This window comes from Hadarchaeum sp. (SeqCode) (assembly GCF_038871235.1).
In the GTDB taxonomy this organism is placed as follows: Archaea; Hadarchaeota; Hadarchaeia; order Hadarchaeales; family Hadarchaeaceae; genus Hadarchaeum.
On record NZ_JAVZIN010000004.1, the window covers coordinates 14168 to 32548 of the forward strand.

Below are 18381 nucleotides of genomic sequence, written 5' to 3' on the forward strand. Positions count from 1 at the left end.
ATGGTGTATATTTTTTCCACTAATCTTAAAGTCTATGTTCAAAATTTTCACCACATCGGCTAAATACAAATCTAGTTATGTAGATTTTCGCTGTGCTTGAGGTGATCGTGTTGGAACCTAACTTAAAAGAGAAGCTCGAAGATTTCCTGCACAGCAAGGAGATACAAAAAGATTTGCGGAAGATAACCGCCGCTGGCAATAAATCCCTAGTGGTGGAGTTCGAAAAAATTTTGGCATTTGATAAGGCCCTTGCCGAGAACTTACTGGATGCACCGGTTTTATTCTTTGAGGCCGCAGACGAAATACTGGAAAACATAACCAAGATACCTGGGTTCAGGCTCCGGGTGAAAGGCGCTGACAAGATCATTGAAATTCGCAATATTCGTGCCGAACACGTTAGCAAGTTTATACAGGTTGAAGGCGTGGTTACTCGTGCGGGGGAAGTGAAGCCTGAGGCGAAAGAGGCCGTTTTCAAGTGCCGAAGATGCGGTGAAGAAAACCGAGTACCACAGTCGGGTGAGATGTTTAGGGAGCCGCTGTTTTGCGAGAATCCCAACTGTGGAAAGAAAGGTCCCTTTGATTTGTTGATCGAGAATACAGTTTTTCGTGATTGGCAAAGCATACAGCTGCAGGAACCTCCTGAGAGGTTGCGTGGTGGCAGGATACCGCGCAGGCTCGATTGTATCATCAGGGATGACTTTGTCGACAAGGCGGTGCCCGGAAATCGAGTGCTAATAACCGGTGCGCTGCGAGTTTTTCAAGAGAGGCAACAGAAAGAGCGGCGGACAACGTTTCGCAAGATACTGTTTGTTAGCCATGTGGAAATAATGCAAAAAGGTGTTGAGGAGGCTGAACTTACTCCAGAGGATGAAGCCAAGATAAAGGAATTGGCCAAGCAGGATGTCTGGCTGAGGACTAACATAATTCAATCGATTGCTCCCGCGGTTCACGGGCACGAGGCAATCAAAGAGGCCATTGCTTTACAACTGTTCGGGTGCAATCCTGTTATTTTATCAGATGGTACTAGGTTGCGCGGAGACACCCACATTTTACTGACCGGTGATCCGGGTACAGCGAAAAGCCAGCTTCTGAAGTGGGTTGCCAACGTTGCGCCCCGAGGAGTCTACACTTCAGGCATGAAGAGCACCGGTGCCGGAATAACCGCTGCAGCCGTTCGTGATGAGATTAGTGGTGGTTGGACTTTAGAAGCCGGTGCACTCGTGATTGCCGATGGCGGTCTGGCTTGCATCGATGAGTTTGAGAAAATGAGGGATGAGGACAGATCCGCCATTTTGGAATCAATGGAGCAGCAAACGATTAGCGTTGCTAAGGCAGGAATAATCGCCACGTTAAACACCCGTACCGCGGTTTTGGCAGCAGCGAACCCAAAGCTGGGCCGGTTCAGTAAGGAAGAACCAGCATTGAAGCAGCTCCCAATTGATCCAGTTATACTCTCTAGGTTCGATCTTGTTTTCATATTAAGAGATGAGCCCCGTACAGAGTATGATCGGTCCATAGCCCAACATGTTCTGCAGCTCTACACCTCGCCAGGAAAGGTTTTGAAGGCCCCGTTTGACCCAGAATTTCTCCGCAAAATAATAATCTATGCGCGCAAAAACATAGAACCTAAGTTGGATGATAAGGAGGTCCAGAAAGTTATAGAGGACTTTTTTGTTGGTTGGAGAAAATCAGCGGCGGAGTCTGGTGACCCGCTCCCGATAACCGTGAGGCAGCTTGAATCGATAATCCGCCTTGCCAAGGCCAATGCTAGATTGAGGTTGAGTGATCGGGTAACCGTTGAGGACGCCAACCGCGCGATTTCTCTCATAAAAACATCGTTAAGGGAGGCTGGGTTTGACATCGAAAGAGGCAAGGTCGACGTTGATTTAATCATGACAGGAATTCCCCGGTCCCAGCGCGAGAAGCACATGCGCCTGATGAAAATAATCGAAGAACTCGAGGAAAAATACGGTGGAGCGGCACCCTTGGAGCAGATATTCCAGATGGCCGATTCTGAGAAGATCGATAGGCGTTTTGTGGACTGGGTCATCTCTGAGGAGAAGAAGAGGGGTCACCTCTACGAGCCAAAACAAGGAATGATCAGTCGGGCGGTGAAGTAATGAAACAGCACGTTCGAGTCATTAAAGATCTTCCAGAGGTTGAACTGGTTGGGCGAAAACTGGGTCCACTGGCAGTGGGTGACGAAACGGAACTGTGGCTTTGGGATGCTAATGTTCTTAGAAGCAGCGGATTTGTTGATTTTCTGCAGCCAATAACAGCAGCTGAAATTAGAAAGCTTGTTTTTGCCGAGGAACGTGGATCAGAACCGCTATCGCTTCCAGATAACTTTTATGTTTCAACTGCCAGCAGCTTACTTTCTTTGTTGCGAGGGGGCAGGAAAAAAGAGGCCGATGAAATAATTTCGCAAGTTTTTCTGTTGCTTGAGGCTAGGTTGCCCAAGTTAGTTAGACTTGCCTTTTCCCCGGAGGTTCCTTTCGGGTTGACTCCCGAGGAGCGTTTGCTGGTCAATGAAGTTTCCGAGGTTATCGATGATTGGAATAGGAGGCTGAAGAGGTTATTCGAGTTTAGAGAGGAGGTGGGTAAAAATGGTGAGGGAAGGACTGTTCAGTATGTTGTTGGAGACAAGGCCGATATTCAAAAACAGGGAGTATCTGAGGCCGAGTTACACTCCGGAGGAACTACCGCACCGGGATAGCCAGATACACCAGCTGGCTAGAATACTTGCGGCGCCTTTGCGAGGTGAGACTCCTTCCAACATACTTATCTACGGTAAGACAGGTACGGGGAAAACCGCCTGCGTAAAATATGTAACTAGGGAGCTTGAGAAGGTCAGCGATCGTTCACCACTCAAAGCGAGGCTGGTTTATATAAACTGTGAGGAGGTGAACACGAAGTATCGAATTCTAGCAACACTGGCGAACACATTTCTGGAGAGGCTTAAGGGAAATTTGGGTGAACTGCCAGACAGCGTCCCTATGACTGGTTGGCCCACTGATGAGGTTTATAAATGCTTTTTCCGAGCGATGGATAGTGAAAAGCAGCTGGGTGTGATAGTTCTTGACGAGATAGACAAGCTGGTGCTCAGGAGCGGCGATGAGGTTCTTTACCATCTGACGCGAATGAACTCTGACTTGAAAAATTCAAAAGTTTCTATCATCGGCATTTCAAATGATTTGAACTTTTTGAACTATCTCGATCCCAGAGTGAGGAGCAGCCTCAGCGAAGAGGAGCTAGTTTTTCCACCTTATAACGCAGTTCAACTTAAGGACATCTTGGAGAAGCGGGCCAGAATAAGTTTCGTTGAAGGGGCGATTCAGGAAGGTGTCATCTCTCTCTGCGCGGCGCACGCGGCTAGGGAGCACGGTGATGCACGTAGGGCGTTGGATCTTCTCAGGGTTGCCGGAGAATTGGCGGAAAGAGAGGGTTGCGAGAAGGTTTCCGTGGAACACGTCAGACGCGCTCATGAGAGAATAGAGCAGGATAAGATGGTCGAGGTCATAAGGACATTACCTACCCAATCTAAACTGGTTCTTTACAGCATAGTGCTCCTTTCTGAGAGAATGTCTAGCTCCATCATCAGTGGTGAGGTTTATAGCGTTTATCGGGAACTATGCGCCCAAGCCGGTCTGGACGTTCTGACGCAGCGCCGTATCGGTGATTTAATTTCGGAGCTAGATATGTTGGGCATCATAAGCGCCAAGATAGTTAACAAAGGTCGCCAAGGCAGGACTAAGGAGATAAGGTTGAATATTCATCCAACTCAGGCACTGGCAGCTATTCATGACGAACAACTTACGAGCATTGATACTTTGAAATTGTCGCGTCAGCTCACGCTGGTTTAGGTGATTATGCATGGACGAAGGCGCTCTGGTGCGCAAGTTTATAGAGGCAGAGATGCAGCTAACTCCTGAGGCACTGGAAAAGCTGCGGAGCAACAAAGATACAGACTTAGATCAGGTGATCTCTGCTTTGAAGGGGCTTGAGAGCAGACCATTTTTGATAACTGGTGAAGTTATTTCTGAGATTCTTGAAAAACAAACCCGCAAGATGGAAGAGGTCATCCTTCCCCAAGTTTCTCCGCGAACCGAGACTGTGGAGAAAACTAAAATCGCTGAGAAGAGGGCGCCGGAGCTTTCGTACATAAAGTTCAAACCTCTGGCTGCAGAATACGAACCTAAGGTCAGAATTATAAAAGATGTTACTGGGCAGAGCTACAGTGAGGGAGAGCTTTCTGATTTTGTAGCACTCTTTCGCGATAGGTACGAGCGCGTCGGTTCGATTTTGAAGAAGAGATTGGATTTGAACGATGCCGTGCCGATCAGCAGTCTGAGAAATCTCCTGGACAAACAACTGGTGAAAGTGGTGGGTATGGTGAGGGAAAAGCGGGAATCATCGGCAGGTAATATTGTGCTTGAGCTCGAAGACCTTAGCGGATCGGTGTTGGCATTTGTCTTCAACAGCAACAAAGAACTGGTTAAAAAGGCTGTTGAGGTGAACACTGATGAGGTAATTGGAGTTATCGCCTCCTTGAAAACCGACAGCAGGTCGCAGAGACTTTTCGTGAAGGACATTATCTGGCCGGATATACCAATAAGACGCGAGCCCCATCGAGCCGAGGAGCCACTCTGCGCCGCCCTGCTATCGGACTTGCACGTCGGGAGCACGCAGTTTTTTGAGGACTTGTTTTTGAAGTTTGTCAAATGGCTGCGAGGAGAGTCAGACGATCCCAATGCTGAGCTTGCTGGAGCAGTCAAGTACTTGGTGATTGCTGGAGATATTGTGGATGGGATAGGAGTCTACCCGCGCCAAGAAGAAGAGCTTCTGATAAATGATATCTTCAAACAGTATGATTTTGCAGCCAAGCTTTTAGCCCAGATACCGGACTACATTACCATCATAATATCTCCGGGCAACCATGATGCTGTTCGGCCTTCGGAGCCCCAACCGGCAATTCACAAGGATGTCGCCAGCGGTTTGTATAATCTAAACTCCGTCATGGTTGGAAATCCCGTTCGTCTTTCGCTTCACGGGGTGGAGTTTCTTGTCTACCACGGCAGAAGCTTTGATGATGTTATATCAAGCATTCCAGGACTCAATCGCGAGGAAGCCACCCCTCCGATGATAAAGCTCCTGAGAAAAAGACATCTGGCTCCAATATACGGTGGCCGCACGGCTATCTCGCCCGAAAAAAAGGACTATCTCGTAATTGATGAGGTGCCAGATGTTTTTCACTGCGGCCATCTTCATGTCTTCGGTTACGATCGATATCGTGATGTTTCGGTTATCAATTCTGGCACTTTCCAAGGCATGACCAGTTTCATGAGGCAGCTCGGGGTTAGGCCAACTCCAGGAATTGTACCAATAATAAATCTACAGACCCATGAGACGGTGGTGAAAAAGTTTGCCTGAGCTTGAAAGGATTCTTCAAAAGATAACCTTAGTGATTTTAGACATGGACGGTGTCATCTACCGCGGCAACAGGCCGATTGAAGGAGCGGCCAGAGCGGTGGCCTTTCTTCGTGGCTTAGGAAAAAAGGTTGTCTTCTTGACGAACAATTCTGAGAATTCTCGTGCCTATTACGTGCAAAAGCTCAGGCGCATGGAGATACCGGTGGGTGAAAAAGATGTGATTACATCTGGCCAAATTGCGGCTGATTACATTAGAAGACGTGATCCTCAGGCTAAAGTTTTCGTGATTGGTGGAGAGGGGTTGGTTGAGGAAATAAGCAGCGCCGGTCTGAGATTGGTGCCCCCGGAAAAGGCAGCTTACCTCGTCGTCGGTATCGATCAGTCGCTGACTTATGAAAAGCTCAAAGATGGTCTTCGAGCACTTTTATCTGGAGCCAAGTTTATAGCCACTAACCTAGATCGCGTTTACCCTACAGAGCATGGATTTTTACCCGGAGCGGGAGCGATTGTTGCCGCTTTGGAAAGAAGCTCTGGAAGAAGGCCGGACGTGGTAATTGGCAAGCCGTCGCCACATATGATTTTGTACGTTTTAAGGAGTCTCAGGACCAAGCCCGGTGAAACCGTCATTATCGGCGACCAGATTGAAACCGACATCAAAGCAGGTAAGAGGACGGGCCTGTTCACGATATTGGTGCTCTCCGGCGTTGCCACTGAAGAGGACGTCAGAAAAATAAAAGGAACCAAAAACGCTCCGGATTGTGTTTTGGGCAGTTTGGCGGAGGTAGTTCGGTGAGTTCAGTGGGAAGTTCGATGGAGGATTACTTCAAGGAGCTGGAGCGAAAGACGGAGGAGCTATATAAAATAGCCAGCGAGGCTAGAGCCCAGGGAAAAGACCCCGAACTGGAGCCGGAGATACCTCGGGCGGGTGATTTGGCCAGCAGGGTGGAAAAGCTGGTCGGTCCGGAAGGAGTTGCTGAGGTAATCAGACAGTTGGAGAAGCAGATGCCTCGGGAAGAGGTCGCGCTTAAGATCGCCGAGATGATAGTCGATGGAAAGTTTGGCAAGTTTGACGAGCAGACGGTGGCCAAGCAAGCCGTTAGGACAGCGTTGGCAGTTTTAACTGAGGGGGTTGTCGTGGCCCCGATAGAGGGAATAACAGATGTAAAGATAAAGAACAATTTTGATGGAACACAGTATCTGGCGCTTTATTTTGCCAGCCCGATAAGGGCCGCCGGTGGCACCGCAGCAGCCCTTGCTGTTCTTGCTGGTGACTTCGTCCGCCGTCGACTTTACCTCAGCCCCTATAAGGCGACGGATCGCGAGATAGAGAGATTTGTCGAGGAAGTTGAAATTTATCGAACTTCAGTTGGCCGTGAGCAGTACACACCGCCGCCAGAGGACATAAGACTGGCCATGCAGAACATACCTGTTGAAATAACAGGTGATCCATCAGGTAAAGAAGCCGCCGTGATGGCGTTTCGAGATGTCGAAAGGGTTGAACACAACTGGGTTAGGGGCGGAGCCGTGCTGGCCATGGTGGAGGGAGTCCTGCAAAAAGCCCCCAAGATAATGAAATATGTTAATAAATTGAATATTGATGGTTGGTCTTGGCTTCAGGATATTATCGCCAAGGCTCCGAGGAAGGAGGAAACTGGACAGGCTTTTCCAAAAGGGGATAAATATCTTGAAGAGGTAATTGCAGGAAGGCCGGTTTTTTCGCATCCAGGAACTGAGGGACACAAGGGCCGTGAAGGTGGCTTCAGGCTTCGTTATGGCCGGGCAAGGAACACTGGGATTGCCGCCGTTGGTATTCATCCTGCCACCATGGCTATCTGTGATGATTTTCTAGTTACCGGAACGCAGCTAAAGACGGAAAGACCGGGCAAAGGCGGAGCGGTTACTCCAGTGGACAGTATCAAGGGTCCCACAGTCAAACTCAAGGACGGATCAGTGGTCCAGATAAAAACACTGGAGCAGGCGCTGGAGCTGCGGCATCAGATCGAGGAGATACTGTTTTTGGGAGATATACTGATCGGCTATGGAGAATTTCTGGAGAACAATCATCCACTGATGCCTGCTGGTTACTGTGAGGAGTGGTGGGCTCAGGAAGTTGAGCGAGCGTTGCAGAGCAAGAGCTTCGACCAAGCTTTAACCCCATATCTTTCTAGGCCGTACCCCAGCCCACCAGCAGCTCTAGCCATTAAGATCTCGGAAGACTTGGGAGTCCCGCTTCATCCTGCTTATACCTATTCTTACTCGGAACTGAGCGTAGAGGAACTTCAGGAGCTCTGTACTTGGCTGCTTCGCGGTGAGCCAACCTTTGTAGATGGTGAGCTTAAGCGATTGTGCTTACCTATGGATCTGGTTCCAAAGAGGGTTTTGGAAGAGATCGGAGTTCCGCACAAAGTTATCGATAATCAAGTGGTCATAGAAGATCACGCCCTACCGCTCTGTAGGTCTTTGGGAATTTTAGAGGGACAGCGTCTGAGTAAGGATAAATTTGATAGGACGCTTCGGGAGAGCCGGTTCAAAAGCATTATGGAGATAATTTGTGCTTTGGCTGGTTTTACCATCAGGGAGGAGGGTCCGACACGTATTGGAGCTCGGATGGGCAGGCCCGAAAAAGCAGATCCAAGGCGGATGAGTCCACCGGTTCACATGCTTTTCCCCGTAAGTCTTCGCGGCGGCATGACACGGAACTTGATAAAGGCCGCGCAGAAAGAGGGCGAAACCTCCGTTGAGCTAGCAACTTTAAGGTGTACCAACTGCGGCGAGATCGGTTTCACTAGGAAGTGTCAGAAATGCGGCGGCTTTGCCGAATACGTGAAAAGCTGTTCCAAATGCAGACGCGTGGTACAGGGCGATGTTTGTCCGACCTGTAAGACCCGCGCCGAGTACTTCATCAAACAAACAATTGACCTTAAGTCGATGCTGGATTCCGCTGCACAAAAGCTGGGTGAGGAGCTTCCGGAACTAGTCAAAGGAGTGATAGGTATGACGAGTGATTTCAAGATTCCAGAGCCGATAGAAAAGGGCATTCTTCGCGCCAAGCATGGCGTTGAGGTCTTCAAAGATGGTACCATAAGATTTGATGCCACTGATGTGCCGCTCACCCATTTCATGCCGCGCGAGATTGGCACACCGGTGGAACGTCTGCGGGAACTTGGCTACACAGTGGATAAAGATGGAAACCCGCTGGAGCGTGATGATCAACTTGTGGAGTTGAAGGTTCAGGATATCCTCTTGTCGAAGGATGGGGCCGATTATCTGTTTCGGGCTTCAAAATTCATTGACGATCTTTTACAGAAGTTTTACGGTTTGAGACCTTACTATAATGCCAATCAACCATCGGACTTAGTTGGTCATCTAGTGATAGGCCTAGCCCCGCACACATCGGTGGGTGTCGTCGGTCGGATAATCGGTTTTACTGAGGCCACGGTGGGGTATGCGCACCCATACTTTCATGCTGCCAAACGAAGAGACTGTGATGGCGACGAGGACTGCGTGATGTTGTTGCTCGACGCGCTACTCAACTTCAGCAAGCGGTTCTTACCATCCAAGCGGGGTGGGACGATGGACGCACCGCTTATTCTCAGCACTCGCATTGATCCAACCGAAATTGACAAGGAGGCCCATAATATGGACGTGATGGCTAGGTACCCGCTGGAGTTCTATGAGGCCACGTTGCGTTATGCCAGTCCGGTGGAAGTCGCAAAGATGATGGAAACCGTTGAGCGCAGGCTTGGCACAGAATCTCAGTACACTGGATTGAACTTTTCCTTTGATACCAACAATATAGTCGCTGGGGCCCGCTCGAGCAGGTATAAGACTTTGGAGACAATGGAAGAAAAGACCGATTATCAGCTAAACCTTGCCAGAAAGATCAGGGCAGTTGACGTCCAGGATGTGGCAGAGAGGCTTATCGAGCATCACTTTATCCCGGATCTAAAGGGCAACATAAGGACCTTTGCCAGTCAAAAATTCAGGTGTATAAACTGCAATCAGATTCATCGCAGAGTCCCTCTCAGCGGAGTCTGTGTGAAGTGTGGTGGAAAGCTGGTCCTGACTGTGACTCGAGGTGGCGTGGAAAAATATATGCAGATTGCGATGAGGATTGCCGAGGATTATGGGGTTTCTGAGTACACCAAACAGCGTCTGGAGCTGACACGGCGTGATATTAGGTCTACTTTTGAAAGCGATGCGAGGAAGCAGATGAGTTTAGCTGATTTTATGTAAATTAGGCTTCGCGAAAACATTTTACCCGATGAAGTGAAAAGCTCGTTTGTGCCGGGGTAGCCAAGCCAGGTAAGGCGCCAGTCATAAGGGGCGAAACTCGAGATCTGGTTCTCCTTCGGAGAGCGGGGGTTCAAATCCCCTCCCCGGCGCCTATTTTCAGCCACAAGCGCAGATTTTTCGAAATTTCTACTATTATCCAGTTCAGAAACCATGCAGATTAAGGTGACAGTAGTTGACGCTCCGTTACCTCGCCGCCAGGTTTTTTCTCGCAGAAAACCTGAGCCGAGAACCTGCTTACACGAACGCCTCGTTCTAGCCAGCAATCGGGCATCAAACCTGCCTTGATACAGGTATTGGAGAGAAATTCTTCAGCATCCCAGCCGTACTCGACAGCGACTTGGGGCAGCAGCAAACCTGCACACCCCATTCCTTCCACTATCAAGCCATCCCTTCCGATTTTTATTAGTTTAGGATATTCCTTAGGGTGTTCAGCTTTCAAAGTTTCCGGTTTTGTCAGAACACTAACTTCGATCCCTATATGTTGGAGTTCTTTAGGACTTACAGGGGGGAAACGGGGATCACGGGTGGCAGCGCTTATCGCCGAGTCGATTAAAGCATCGATCAAGGGCAGGTTCGGCATCGGGTGTCCGATGCACCCTCTCAATTCACCATTTTTGGTGAGTGTGACAAAAACCCCGCCTGGCTCCAGAAGCTTAGTAGGTACTTTTGGTCTGGGGAGGATCTTACCACTGTAGAGATAGGTCTCTATTGTTCGCCGGGCAATCTTTACCAGCAGGGTACCTTCATCGAGAGTTAACATAGTATCACTTCATCATATTTTCATATTGATTCATCGTTTCAATTATGTTTTTCCAGTGCTTACCTTTCCAATATATTTTGCGGCAATCAGTGCAGCGCCAGAAGCTATCGTTAGCAATTAAGACTTTTTCAGGGACCACGTTGTTTATTGCGTTTTTTTCCACAGAAGTTAGGGGGCCGTTGCAGATCGGACATCTAGAGTTCTCCGGGACAATTTCGATTCTTTTGCCAAGACGTCTTGAAATCTCAACCAATTGTTTGGCAATTTCAGTTTCTCTAATTAAGATGCTTTTCAATCCGGATTTGGTGGCGCGTTTATGCAGTACCACATCAGCTGTGAGTAGAACTCCCTTTTCCTTTGAGGCTATTTCCAGCATCTCTTCGTCCTGCTTTTCAGAGGGCAGATTTAGTTTACCAATGTAGATGACGTCGTGGCCAGCCAAGCGCAGCCACCGCGCCAGTTTTCCCAGCATTCCGTCAGCTACAAACCTCATGTTCGATTTTAACTGATTGATTAATAGCAAAAATAGTTGTCCTGTTTTCTCAAGCTTAAAAAGTAAGGTGAGAACTTAAGATGGGTGTTGGAGTGCGTCAGCGAGTACAAGTGAAATGTCCCATCTGCGGCAAGATGTTTGATTTAGACTTAGATGTCAGTACTTATGTTACGGTCGAGACGGCACCTGTTCAACCAAAGAAGCAGGTGTCGCTGATACTTCGGGGAAATGAAGCCAAGGTTGATTTTGTCCTCCGCGCTATGCGGGCCTTAGCGAGCAAGGAGCCCAGCGGAATGGTCGAAGTTGAGGAAATAGTTGACCTCGCTGAGAAAGTTGGCTTGGAGAGAGAGGAGGTTAACGAAATAATCGCCGCTGAGAAAAGGGCTGGTCACGTCTATGAGCCTAAACAGGGCGTGGTGTGTTTCACGATCCCGCCTGAGCGCTCAAGAGGGTAAAAGACAAATTAACGATTTATCTCCAGCTCCTTATGAATTTCTTTGGTTTCCCTGATTTCGGCTTTCTTGCGGCCCTTGCGTTCTTTCTTTCGGCGCTTAAAACGTCGCAACCGAAACACCAGTTTATTTTTTTCCTGAAATTATAAAAAGTGCCGCTTCAATTGGGGATGGAACCAATCTTTTTCTCTTATAAACAGCCGTAACCAAAATTAATTGTGGTGTTAATGCCAGAGAGATGGGATGTCATCGTTGTCGGGGGTGGAACCGCCGGCTTGTCTGCGGCCAAATCTGCTTCGTCTGAAGGTGGCAAGGTTCTCCTGCTTGAAATGAGCGCCCGGATCGGGACCACTGCTCAGCTCGGTAGCTTGGTTTCATCGGATTTCAAATCTTTAGGTAAAAAACCGGTTGTTCAGCGTTTGAGGAAAATTGAACTATATGCGCCGCATGGAGAGCTGTCGGTAAATTACGATCGGGCGGTAGTAGTCGACCAAAGACGGCTTGATGAACATTTGGCAGCAGACGTTGCTGAACATGGGGGTGAAATTTGGCTGAATGCCCCGGTAAGGGATCTTTTGGTGAAGGATGGGGTCGTGGTGGGTGTTCGCATTGAGGCAGGCGGCTGGTCCGAGAATATTGAAGGTGAGGTGATTATTGACGCAACGGGCGCCCGGGGGGAAATGTCAAGCTTGTTTTTGAGGCATGTGGTCAAGAGGTATTGGAATCAGGATTTTTTGGCTTTTAGTAACGAGTACCTAATGGCCAATGTTAAAGATGGAAAAAATGTGGAGATATTTTTTGATGCCTATTCAGCGCCAGGTGGCCATGCTTGGATATATCCGCTTTCTAGTGGATTTGCCGCAGCGGGCGTAATCGGCCTGAGAATACACCCGGATGCGGCGCTTGACGAGTTTTTGGGTAGAAGAAAGATAAAAAAGCTTGCCCACGCGTTGCCGATAGCGTCCTCAAGAGGGCAGCTGCCGTTGGAAGGTCCACTTTGCCAGACCCACTCCGACGGAATACTCGCTGTAGGAGGTGCGGCGGGGCAAATTTATCCTCTTTCAGGGCAGGGGCTACTCTATTCCTTAAAGTGCGGGGAAATCGCCGGGAGGGTTGCCGTTGACGCCGTTACTGAGGGTGACGTTTCTAAGAATCGGCTTTTAGAGTACGATCGAACTTGGAGGGCCGATTTTGGCAAGGACTTTGAAGTGGGAAGTATTTTTCGTTCTTCACTAAGCGTTTCCCAGGATCGAAAGATGGATGCCATTATTTCATTACTTGACGGTAAACCAAGTCTACAGCGCGCCTTTGTAGATGTACTTTTTGGTTTCAACTTGAGGGCTTCGATGCCCAAGTTACTCGGGGATGAAGATATTTTGAAAATTCTCGGCAGAGAAATAACCGCCAAGCTGATTGGTTGGAGGTAATTTGATGAACTGTCCGCTGTGCAGCAGTTCTGCGGTTCTCTACGACGATGTCAGGGGCGAGCAGATTTGTACCCGCTGCGGTTTTGTGATTCAGGAGCGCCTTTACGTCGCAGGACCCGAGAAAAGAATGGGGCTCGGGGAGAACAAGGAACGCGCGGATCTGTCGTCGGGTTTTGACCTGACTCAGCATGATTATGGGCTTGGCTCCAGGTTTAACGTTTCTCAGGGTTTACCCCCATCTGAACGGGCCCGGCTGCGAAGGATGCAAGTTCTTCACCAAAGAGCGCGCGTCTTGGATTGGGAGGACAGGAGCCTTCGTGAGGTTCTGATTGACCTCGACAAGATCTGCGAGGACCTCTCCCTGTCAAAAGGAATCAAGATTGAGATCAGCACTTATTATCGAAAGGCGAGGGCAAAAAAGCTGACGTCCGGGAGAAGCGCTCAGCAGGTTCTGGCAGCACTCATTCTGGCCGCATGTAGGTTGAGGGGCATACCGAGGACCGACCATGAGATTTCAAACGCAGTGGCCGATCGTTTTGGGTTGAATAGGTCCGCAGTTCTGAAAGGTGTTCATAGGTATGTTAAATTATTCTCAAAGGAACTCGGGCTAAGGCTGCCCCGCGTTTCTGCCGAAAGTTTCATCGATAGATTTGCACCTCAATTGGGACTATCTAGAAAGGCTACCGTAAAGTCTCACGAGATCATAGGAATTTTACCCAAGAGATTTGTCCAAGGCAAGCCGCCGCTTTTTCTCGCCGCAATCGCTATCTACAGCGGAGCCAACACCGTGGGCGAAAAGATTACTCTGAAGAAACTAGCGGCGACATTGGGAGTTGGCGTTTCCAGCCTTTCCAACAGTGCCTCAAGGGTAAAAAATATTATTTCCTCGGTATGATAATGATGCCTTCGTTTGGTGTCCCGATTTTTTCAGTTCTTTTTTCGAGGTAAAGAGATGCAGTCAGGGCGGCCAGAGCGGCATCGATTTCATGGCGGCTGGTTTCCCCTTTGAACTCGTAACCCCGACGCTTCAGCTCTTCCACCCACTTCTTTCTATCATCAGTTCCAAAGATGATCAAACCTGATGTCCTTGGATGAACTTCTATGACGTCAATTTTGGCGTTTTTAATTTTGCTAGCCAGTTTCGTACCTCGTATCGTCAGCGATTTCATTCCGCCGAATTTTGGAGGAAAAACCCGAAAGCCACTTTTGATTAGGGCTAGATCGGCTACTCTGAGGTTCCCTCGTTTGGGAAAGCTGAGGGGGGCATCTATCGCCACGACCAAGGGCTTGGCGGCAGCACAGTGTTCTAAAATTTGCTCATCGGTGTGCAGTGTTTGAGTTATAAATTTTTTATCAACCAAAATGGCAAAGCCGCTTGGGTTGGTCTCGAGCCCTGCCAGATCGATCCCGATGACTTTCACAATTACAATTATTCTTTATCTTAACTTTAGGTTATCAACTTAGGCGCATTTGGCTTCAGGCATAGTTTCATTAATTTGGTGAATGGTGGTTGGGTTTTTGAGTTCGATTTTCAGCCATTCTCCAGCACCGAAGCCACAATTATCGGTAGAATCACCGTGGTATCCCCAATCACAGTCACGGTTTTTGCGTTTTTTGAAATCTTGCCCCAAGATTTGGCTTCTTCAAGGGTGGCACCGCTCAGCCCGCCCGGCTCAGGCCGGTCCATTGTTATCTGAATCGCGTAGTCAAAGGACCGCGGCGTCAGAAGCATGCTCTGAAAAATGAAGTTCTTAGGTACTCCTCCGCCAAGTAGAACTGCTCCTGGTTTTTTTGCCTCGCTGGCCAATTCAAAAATTTCCTTGACATCCTTAAGTACGTCTATGGTCACTTCATGTTCTTGCGAGTAGAGCCAAGCCTGAAGTCCTAGTATGGAGTCAGCAATTGCGGGACAGAAAACCGGAACCCCTTTTTCCGCCGCAGCCTTTAGAAATGAGCTCTCATCGGTCAGCTTGAGTCCGATCCTGCGCAGTAGCTCCGCGGAAGAAATTCTTGAATCGCGTTGAAGGACGCTGGCAAAGATTGGTTGGATTTTCTCCTCGAAGATTTCAAAAGCACGTTGCGGCACGTAGACATCGTAAATGCGGCTTATTTTTTTGCTGCGCAGCGTAACATCATCGGCAAGTTCATTTCCCTGTACATGCCGTCCACCGAAGGCTTCGATCAAGTCGTGGGTGGCATTGGCCCCCGTCACCACCAATACGTTAACAAGGCCTTCCCTAATTGCCTTCACGAGAACATGCCTCAGGCCTCCCGGAATAACTGCTCCCCCAACCCCCATGAAAATAGTGGATTTTTTTCTGAGCATTTCGCGGTAGATTTCCACGGCCTTTGCCACACGGCCCGCACTAAAAACGCCGCATTTTCCCATCTCTTCGACCAACTCTTTAACGCTGATCCCGGGCTCTAGCCGGATGTGCCTGACCCATCTCGTCATCCTAACCGCTCCTAGAAAAGTTCAGTTTGCGTGGATTTAAATGGGCCACTTGCCGTAGTCCAAGCGTTTTCAGAGGTTTTTTAAGTCTTGGTGCAAATTACTGGTCTGTGGGGCCGTGGTGTAGCTTGGCTAGCACTCCAGCACTGTCTGGGCTAAAAGCAGGCTCCAGTGGACCGTCGTGGGTCTGCTGACGTAAGGATGATGACCCATTGGAGCGGTGCGATGAGACCTGCGAACCCGGGTTCAAATCCTGGCGGCCCCACCATAACTAATTTCTATCACCATCACCACAACAACTTTCTTAAGTAGCGGTAGGAATATGTGTTGAGGCATATTATGGGAGCGAGAATATCGAGCTTGAAGGCAAGAAAAATATTAGACAGCCGGGGTAATCCCACCATTGAGGTAGTGGTCGGTATCCGCGATAATGGGGGAGATTTGTTCTTTGGTAGGGCAGCGGCACCGAGCGGGGCGAGCAAGGGCAGGCTTGAAGCGGTGGACTTTCCCGTAGGCGGCGTAGACAAGGCGCTGGAAAAAGTCGTTGAAATTGCACCCAAGTTGTCTGGGATCGATGCCTTTGATCAGGTTAAGGTTGATGAAACTCTTCGCGAGCTTGATGGGACACCAAATTTGTCAGTTCTAGGTGGCAATACTACCGTGGCCATTTCCATGGCAGTGGCCAAGGCGGCTGCTTCGGCCAGAAAAATGCCGCTTTATCAGCATCTTGGCGGAAATGGAGGGTTTGAGCTTCCCTATCCTCTGGGGAATGTCATTGGTGGAGGAAAACATGCGGGAGGATATGCCCCGGACATCCAGGAATACCTAGTAATAGCTACCGGGGCGAGAAAGACTTCAGAGGCCATTTTTATCAATGCTAGAGTTCACAAGAAAGTTGGCGAAATGCTCAGCGAGGCAAATAGCTCATTTACTCGGGGAAAGAGTGACGAAGGCGCTTGGTCACCCAATATTTGTAATGAGGGCGCACTTGAGTTTTTGGCTAGGGCCTGTGAGCTGGTCAGCGACGAGACCGGCGTTGAGGTGAGGCCAGCGTTAGATGTTGCGGCGAGCAGCTTCTATGATAGCGAGAAAGATCTATATGTTTACAAGCGAGAGGCAGTGACACGAGATCGGGGAGAGCAGCTCGATTTTATTCTCGGCTTGATTGAAAAGTTTAAGCTCTTTTTCGTTGAGGATCCCCTTCACGAGGGAGACTTTGAGGGATTCGCCGAGCTGACAAAAAAGGTTGGAAATGAATGTCTCATCTGTGGCGATGACATTTTTGTAACCAACGTCGAAAGGATTGAGATCGGGATCAGGTCCAAGGCCGCTAACGCGATCATCATCAAACCAAACCAGATTGGGACGCTGACCGATACCTTTAAAGCGGTAGAGCTGGCAAGGCGAAATAAATACGTGCCGGTAATCTCTCACCGCTCTGGGGAAACCACGGATGAGACGATTGCCCACCTTGCAGTGGCGTGGCATTGTCCGATGATAAAAACGGGTGTGGTTGGCGGTGAGAGAATCGCTAAGCTTAATGAACTAATCCGCATAGAAGAAGAATTGGAAAATAAAGCAAGGATGAGTAGATTGAGATGAATGAGGCAGAATTTGGCGAGGGAGCGGCAGGTCTGATAGAATTTGATGTCTACCTGTCGAGCGGAGTGCACATAGGTACTAGGCAGAAGACCGGAGCCATGTCACCCTTCATCTTCCGGGCTAGGCCTGATGGACTTTATGTTTTGGATATAAGGAAGACGGATGAGCGCATAGCCGTGGCTGGAAAGTTCTTGGCAAGATTTAACAAGTCCAAGATCGTTGTCGCTGCTGCGAGACAGTATGGACAGCGGCCGGCGCAGCGTTTTTGTGAGGTCACTGGAGCCATACCGATGATTGGGAGATTCATCCCGGGGACCTTCACCAACACCCACTATAAGGGATACATGGAACCCGAGGTATTGGTCATTGCTGACCCGATAGCGGATGAACAGCCGCTTCGGGAAGCGGCTCAGGTGGGTATTCCCGTGGTGGGGCTTTGTGATACCGATAACGAAACAGCGGACGTTGACTTGGTGATTCCTACCAATAACAAGGGACGCAAGGCGCTGGCGTTGGTTTTTTGGTTACTCGCCAGGCAGGTTCTCAGGGAGAGAGGTGAACTTTTACCAGACCAGCCGTTCGGAGTCCAGGTTGAGGAGTTCGAAACAAAGGCTGGCGGTGAATAGTTGAGACCACCTGTGGTTGCAGGCCAGTTTTATGCAGGCACAAGATCGGAGCTGTTGAGGCAGATAGAGCAGTGTTATCTCAGCAGGTATGGGCCAGGTAAGCTGCCAAAGGTGGGTAAGAGGATGATGAGAACGATAGGGCTGGTTTCTCCGCATGCGGGCTACATGTACTCAGGACCGGTTGCTGCTCACGGCTTTTTCCGAGTTGCCGCGGATGGTCTTCCTGCTAGTGTCATCATTTTGGGCCCAAATCACACCGGCGCCGGGTCCGGAGTTTCGATAATGACATCGGGAAAATGGAAAACCCCCTTGGGTGAGGTTCAAGTCGACGAGGATTTGAGTAACAGGATAAGGATCGCCTCGGATATCATCGATGACGACGCTGTGGCCCACGCTTACGAGCACTCAATTGAAGTGCAGCTACCGTTTCTCCAGCATCTCTTTGGAGGCGAGTTCAAGATAGTTCCCATCTGTATGATGCTGCAAGATGAGAGGACAAGCTTGGAGGTTGGAGATGCGATAGCCGGGGCCGCTGCGGAAAAGGACGTTCTCATTATAGCTTCAACCGATTTCACTCACTATGAGCCGCAAAGGACGGCCGTGGAGAAGGACAGAAAGGTAATTGAAAAGATAATAGGGATGGACCCTCGTGGCGTGATTAGGACAGTGGATGAGGAAGGGATCACTATGTGTGGTTACGGTCCTGTGTCTGCGATGTTACAAGCCGCGAAAAAGCTTGGGGCGACAAAGGCGGAACTGCTCAAGTATGCCACCAGCGGCGATACGGCAGGTCCGATGGCCCAAGTGGTCGGATATGCTTCAATCGCTGTCTCAAAGTGATGC

General features: G+C 49.3%; 16 protein-coding genes and 2 tRNA genes. 14 read left to right on the forward strand and 4 right to left on the reverse strand.

Features of this window, described 5'->3' with window-relative positions; genetic code table 11:
* Nucleotides 1-110 precede the first annotated feature (110 nt).
* The 7 genes from QXT02_RS02380 (at nucleotide 111) to QXT02_RS02410 (ending at nucleotide 9815) form a co-directional block, all read left to right on the forward strand.
* Nucleotides 111-2120 (forward strand): minichromosome maintenance protein MCM, encoded by a 2010-nt coding sequence (locus tag QXT02_RS02380; RefSeq protein WP_342811728.1) that lies wholly within the window; start codon nucleotides 111-113, stop codon nucleotides 2118-2120.
* Nucleotides 2120-2716, forward strand: a complete 597-nt coding sequence (locus QXT02_RS02385) for a hypothetical protein (RefSeq protein ID WP_342811729.1) — start codon at nucleotides 2120-2122, stop codon at nucleotides 2714-2716. Before QXT02_RS02380 ends, QXT02_RS02385 begins: the two co-directional genes overlap by 1 nt.
* Complete coding sequence (locus tag QXT02_RS02390; protein WP_342811730.1) at nucleotides 2607-3863, forward strand: ORC1-type DNA replication protein; 1257 nt, start codon at nucleotides 2607-2609, stop codon at nucleotides 3861-3863. Before QXT02_RS02385 ends, QXT02_RS02390 begins: the two co-directional genes overlap by 110 nt.
* 10 nt (nucleotides 3864-3873) lie before the next feature.
* Nucleotides 3874-5430: a DNA-directed DNA polymerase II small subunit gene (locus QXT02_RS02395; protein ID WP_342811731.1), complete on the forward strand. Its 1557-nt coding sequence runs from the start codon at nucleotides 3874-3876 to the stop codon at nucleotides 5428-5430.
* A complete protein-coding gene (locus QXT02_RS02400; protein WP_342811732.1) occupies nucleotides 5423-6223 on the forward strand; it encodes an HAD-IIA family hydrolase in 801 nt (266 codons plus the stop codon). Before QXT02_RS02395 ends, QXT02_RS02400 begins: the two co-directional genes overlap by 8 nt.
* Nucleotides 6220-9666, forward strand: a complete 3447-nt coding sequence (locus QXT02_RS02405) for a DNA polymerase II large subunit (protein ID WP_342811733.1) — start codon at nucleotides 6220-6222, stop codon at nucleotides 9664-9666. Before QXT02_RS02400 ends, QXT02_RS02405 begins: the two co-directional genes overlap by 4 nt.
* Nucleotides 9667-9716: 50 nt before the next feature.
* A tRNA-Ser gene (locus tag QXT02_RS02410) sits at nucleotides 9717-9815 on the forward strand.
* Nucleotides 9816-9883: 68 nt separating this feature from the next.
* Here QXT02_RS02410 and QXT02_RS02415 read toward each other — a convergent pair.
* Together QXT02_RS02415 and QXT02_RS02420 are read right to left on the reverse strand one after the other, a co-directional pair.
* The gene (locus tag QXT02_RS02415; protein ID WP_342811734.1) at nucleotides 9884-10486 is read right to left on the reverse strand and encodes a TIGR00296 family protein; all 603 of its coding nucleotides are present in this window, start codon (nucleotides 10484-10486) and stop codon (nucleotides 9884-9886) included.
* A gap of 4 nt (nucleotides 10487-10490) precedes the next feature.
* Nucleotides 10491-10979: a Mut7-C RNAse domain-containing protein gene (locus QXT02_RS02420; protein ID WP_342811735.1), complete on the reverse strand. Its 489-nt coding sequence runs from the start codon at nucleotides 10977-10979 to the stop codon at nucleotides 10491-10493.
* An 80-nt stretch (nucleotides 10980-11059) separates the two neighbouring features.
* Here QXT02_RS02420 and QXT02_RS02425 point away from each other — a divergent pair, with 80 nt between their 5' ends.
* The 3 genes from QXT02_RS02425 to QXT02_RS02435 all read left to right on the forward strand — a co-directional run bounded on the left by QXT02_RS02425 (nucleotide 11060) and on the right by QXT02_RS02435 (nucleotide 13753).
* Nucleotides 11060-11434, forward strand: a complete 375-nt coding sequence (locus QXT02_RS02425; RefSeq protein ID WP_342811736.1) for a hypothetical protein — start codon at nucleotides 11060-11062, stop codon at nucleotides 11432-11434.
* Nucleotides 11435-11658: 224 nt separating this feature from the next.
* Nucleotides 11659-12858 carry an NAD(P)/FAD-dependent oxidoreductase gene (locus tag QXT02_RS02430; RefSeq protein WP_342811737.1) on the forward strand — a complete coding sequence of 400 codons (1200 nt, stop codon included), beginning with the start codon at nucleotides 11659-11661 and terminating at the stop codon, nucleotides 12856-12858.
* Between the two features lie 4 nt (nucleotides 12859-12862).
* Nucleotides 12863-13753, forward strand: a complete 891-nt coding sequence (locus tag QXT02_RS02435) for a transcription initiation factor IIB (RefSeq protein WP_342811738.1) — start codon at nucleotides 12863-12865, stop codon at nucleotides 13751-13753.
* Here the strand turns inward: QXT02_RS02435 and QXT02_RS02440 are convergent.
* The gene (locus tag QXT02_RS02440) at nucleotides 13737-14279 is read right to left on the reverse strand and encodes a hypothetical protein (RefSeq protein ID WP_342811739.1); all 543 of its coding nucleotides are present in this window, start codon (nucleotides 14277-14279) and stop codon (nucleotides 13737-13739) included. The two genes, QXT02_RS02435 and QXT02_RS02440, sit on opposite strands and share 17 nt — an antisense overlap.
* Nucleotides 14280-14389: 110 nt before the next feature.
* Complete coding sequence (locus tag QXT02_RS02445; RefSeq protein WP_342811740.1) at nucleotides 14390-15313, reverse strand: deoxyhypusine synthase; 924 nt, start codon at nucleotides 15311-15313, stop codon at nucleotides 14390-14392.
* A gap of 109 nt (nucleotides 15314-15422) precedes the next feature.
* Between QXT02_RS02445 and QXT02_RS02450 the strand changes: the two genes are divergently transcribed.
* From QXT02_RS02450 to amrB, 4 genes are all read left to right on the forward strand, one after another.
* Nucleotides 15423-15578, forward strand: a tRNA-Trp gene (locus QXT02_RS02450).
* A 71-nt stretch (nucleotides 15579-15649) separates the two neighbouring features.
* On the forward strand, nucleotides 15650-16912 hold the full coding sequence (eno, locus tag QXT02_RS02455; protein ID WP_342811836.1) for a phosphopyruvate hydratase: 1263 nt from the start codon (nucleotides 15650-15652) through the stop codon (nucleotides 16910-16912).
* On the forward strand, nucleotides 16909-17538 hold the full coding sequence (gene rpsB, locus QXT02_RS02460) for a 30S ribosomal protein S2 (protein ID WP_342811741.1): 630 nt from the start codon (nucleotides 16909-16911) through the stop codon (nucleotides 17536-17538). The genes eno and rpsB overlap by 4 nt, the downstream gene beginning before the upstream one ends.
* Nucleotides 17539-18378, forward strand: a complete 840-nt coding sequence (amrB, locus tag QXT02_RS02465) for an AmmeMemoRadiSam system protein B (RefSeq protein WP_342811742.1) — start codon at nucleotides 17539-17541, stop codon at nucleotides 18376-18378.
* Nucleotides 18379-18381 lie beyond the last annotated feature (3 nt).

What these genes read in the sequence shown, in the direction of transcription:
- QXT02_RS02385 (WP_342811729.1), top strand. Translation starts at nt 2,120, where the DNA reads ATGAAACAGCACGTTCGAGTCATTAAAGATCTTCCAGAGGTTGAACTG.
- QXT02_RS02390 (WP_342811730.1), top strand. Translation starts at nt 2,607, where the DNA reads ATGGTGAGGGAAGGACTGTTCAGTATGTTGTTGGAGACAAGGCCGATA.
- QXT02_RS02395 (WP_342811731.1), top strand. Translation starts at nt 3,874, where the DNA reads ATGGACGAAGGCGCTCTGGTGCGCAAGTTTATAGAGGCAGAGATGCAG.
- QXT02_RS02415 (WP_342811734.1), bottom strand. Translation starts at nt 10,486, where the DNA reads ATGTTAACTCTCGATGAAGGTACCCTGCTGGTAAAGATTGCCCGGCGA.
- QXT02_RS02420 (WP_342811735.1), bottom strand. Translation starts at nt 10,979, where the DNA reads ATGAGGTTTGTAGCTGACGGAATGCTGGGAAAACTGGCGCGGTGGCTG.
- QXT02_RS02425 (WP_342811736.1), top strand. Translation starts at nt 11,060, where the DNA reads ATGGGTGTTGGAGTGCGTCAGCGAGTACAAGTGAAATGTCCCATCTGC.
- QXT02_RS02430 (WP_342811737.1), top strand. Translation starts at nt 11,659, where the DNA reads ATGCCAGAGAGATGGGATGTCATCGTTGTCGGGGGTGGAACCGCCGGC.
- QXT02_RS02435 (WP_342811738.1), top strand. Translation starts at nt 12,863, where the DNA reads ATGAACTGTCCGCTGTGCAGCAGTTCTGCGGTTCTCTACGACGATGTC.
- QXT02_RS02445 (WP_342811740.1), bottom strand. Translation starts at nt 15,313, where the DNA reads ATGACGAGATGGGTCAGGCACATCCGGCTAGAGCCCGGGATCAGCGTT.
- eno (WP_342811836.1), top strand. Translation starts at nt 15,650, where the DNA reads ATGGGAGCGAGAATATCGAGCTTGAAGGCAAGAAAAATATTAGACAGC.
- rpsB (WP_342811741.1), top strand. Translation starts at nt 16,909, where the DNA reads ATGAATGAGGCAGAATTTGGCGAGGGAGCGGCAGGTCTGATAGAATTT.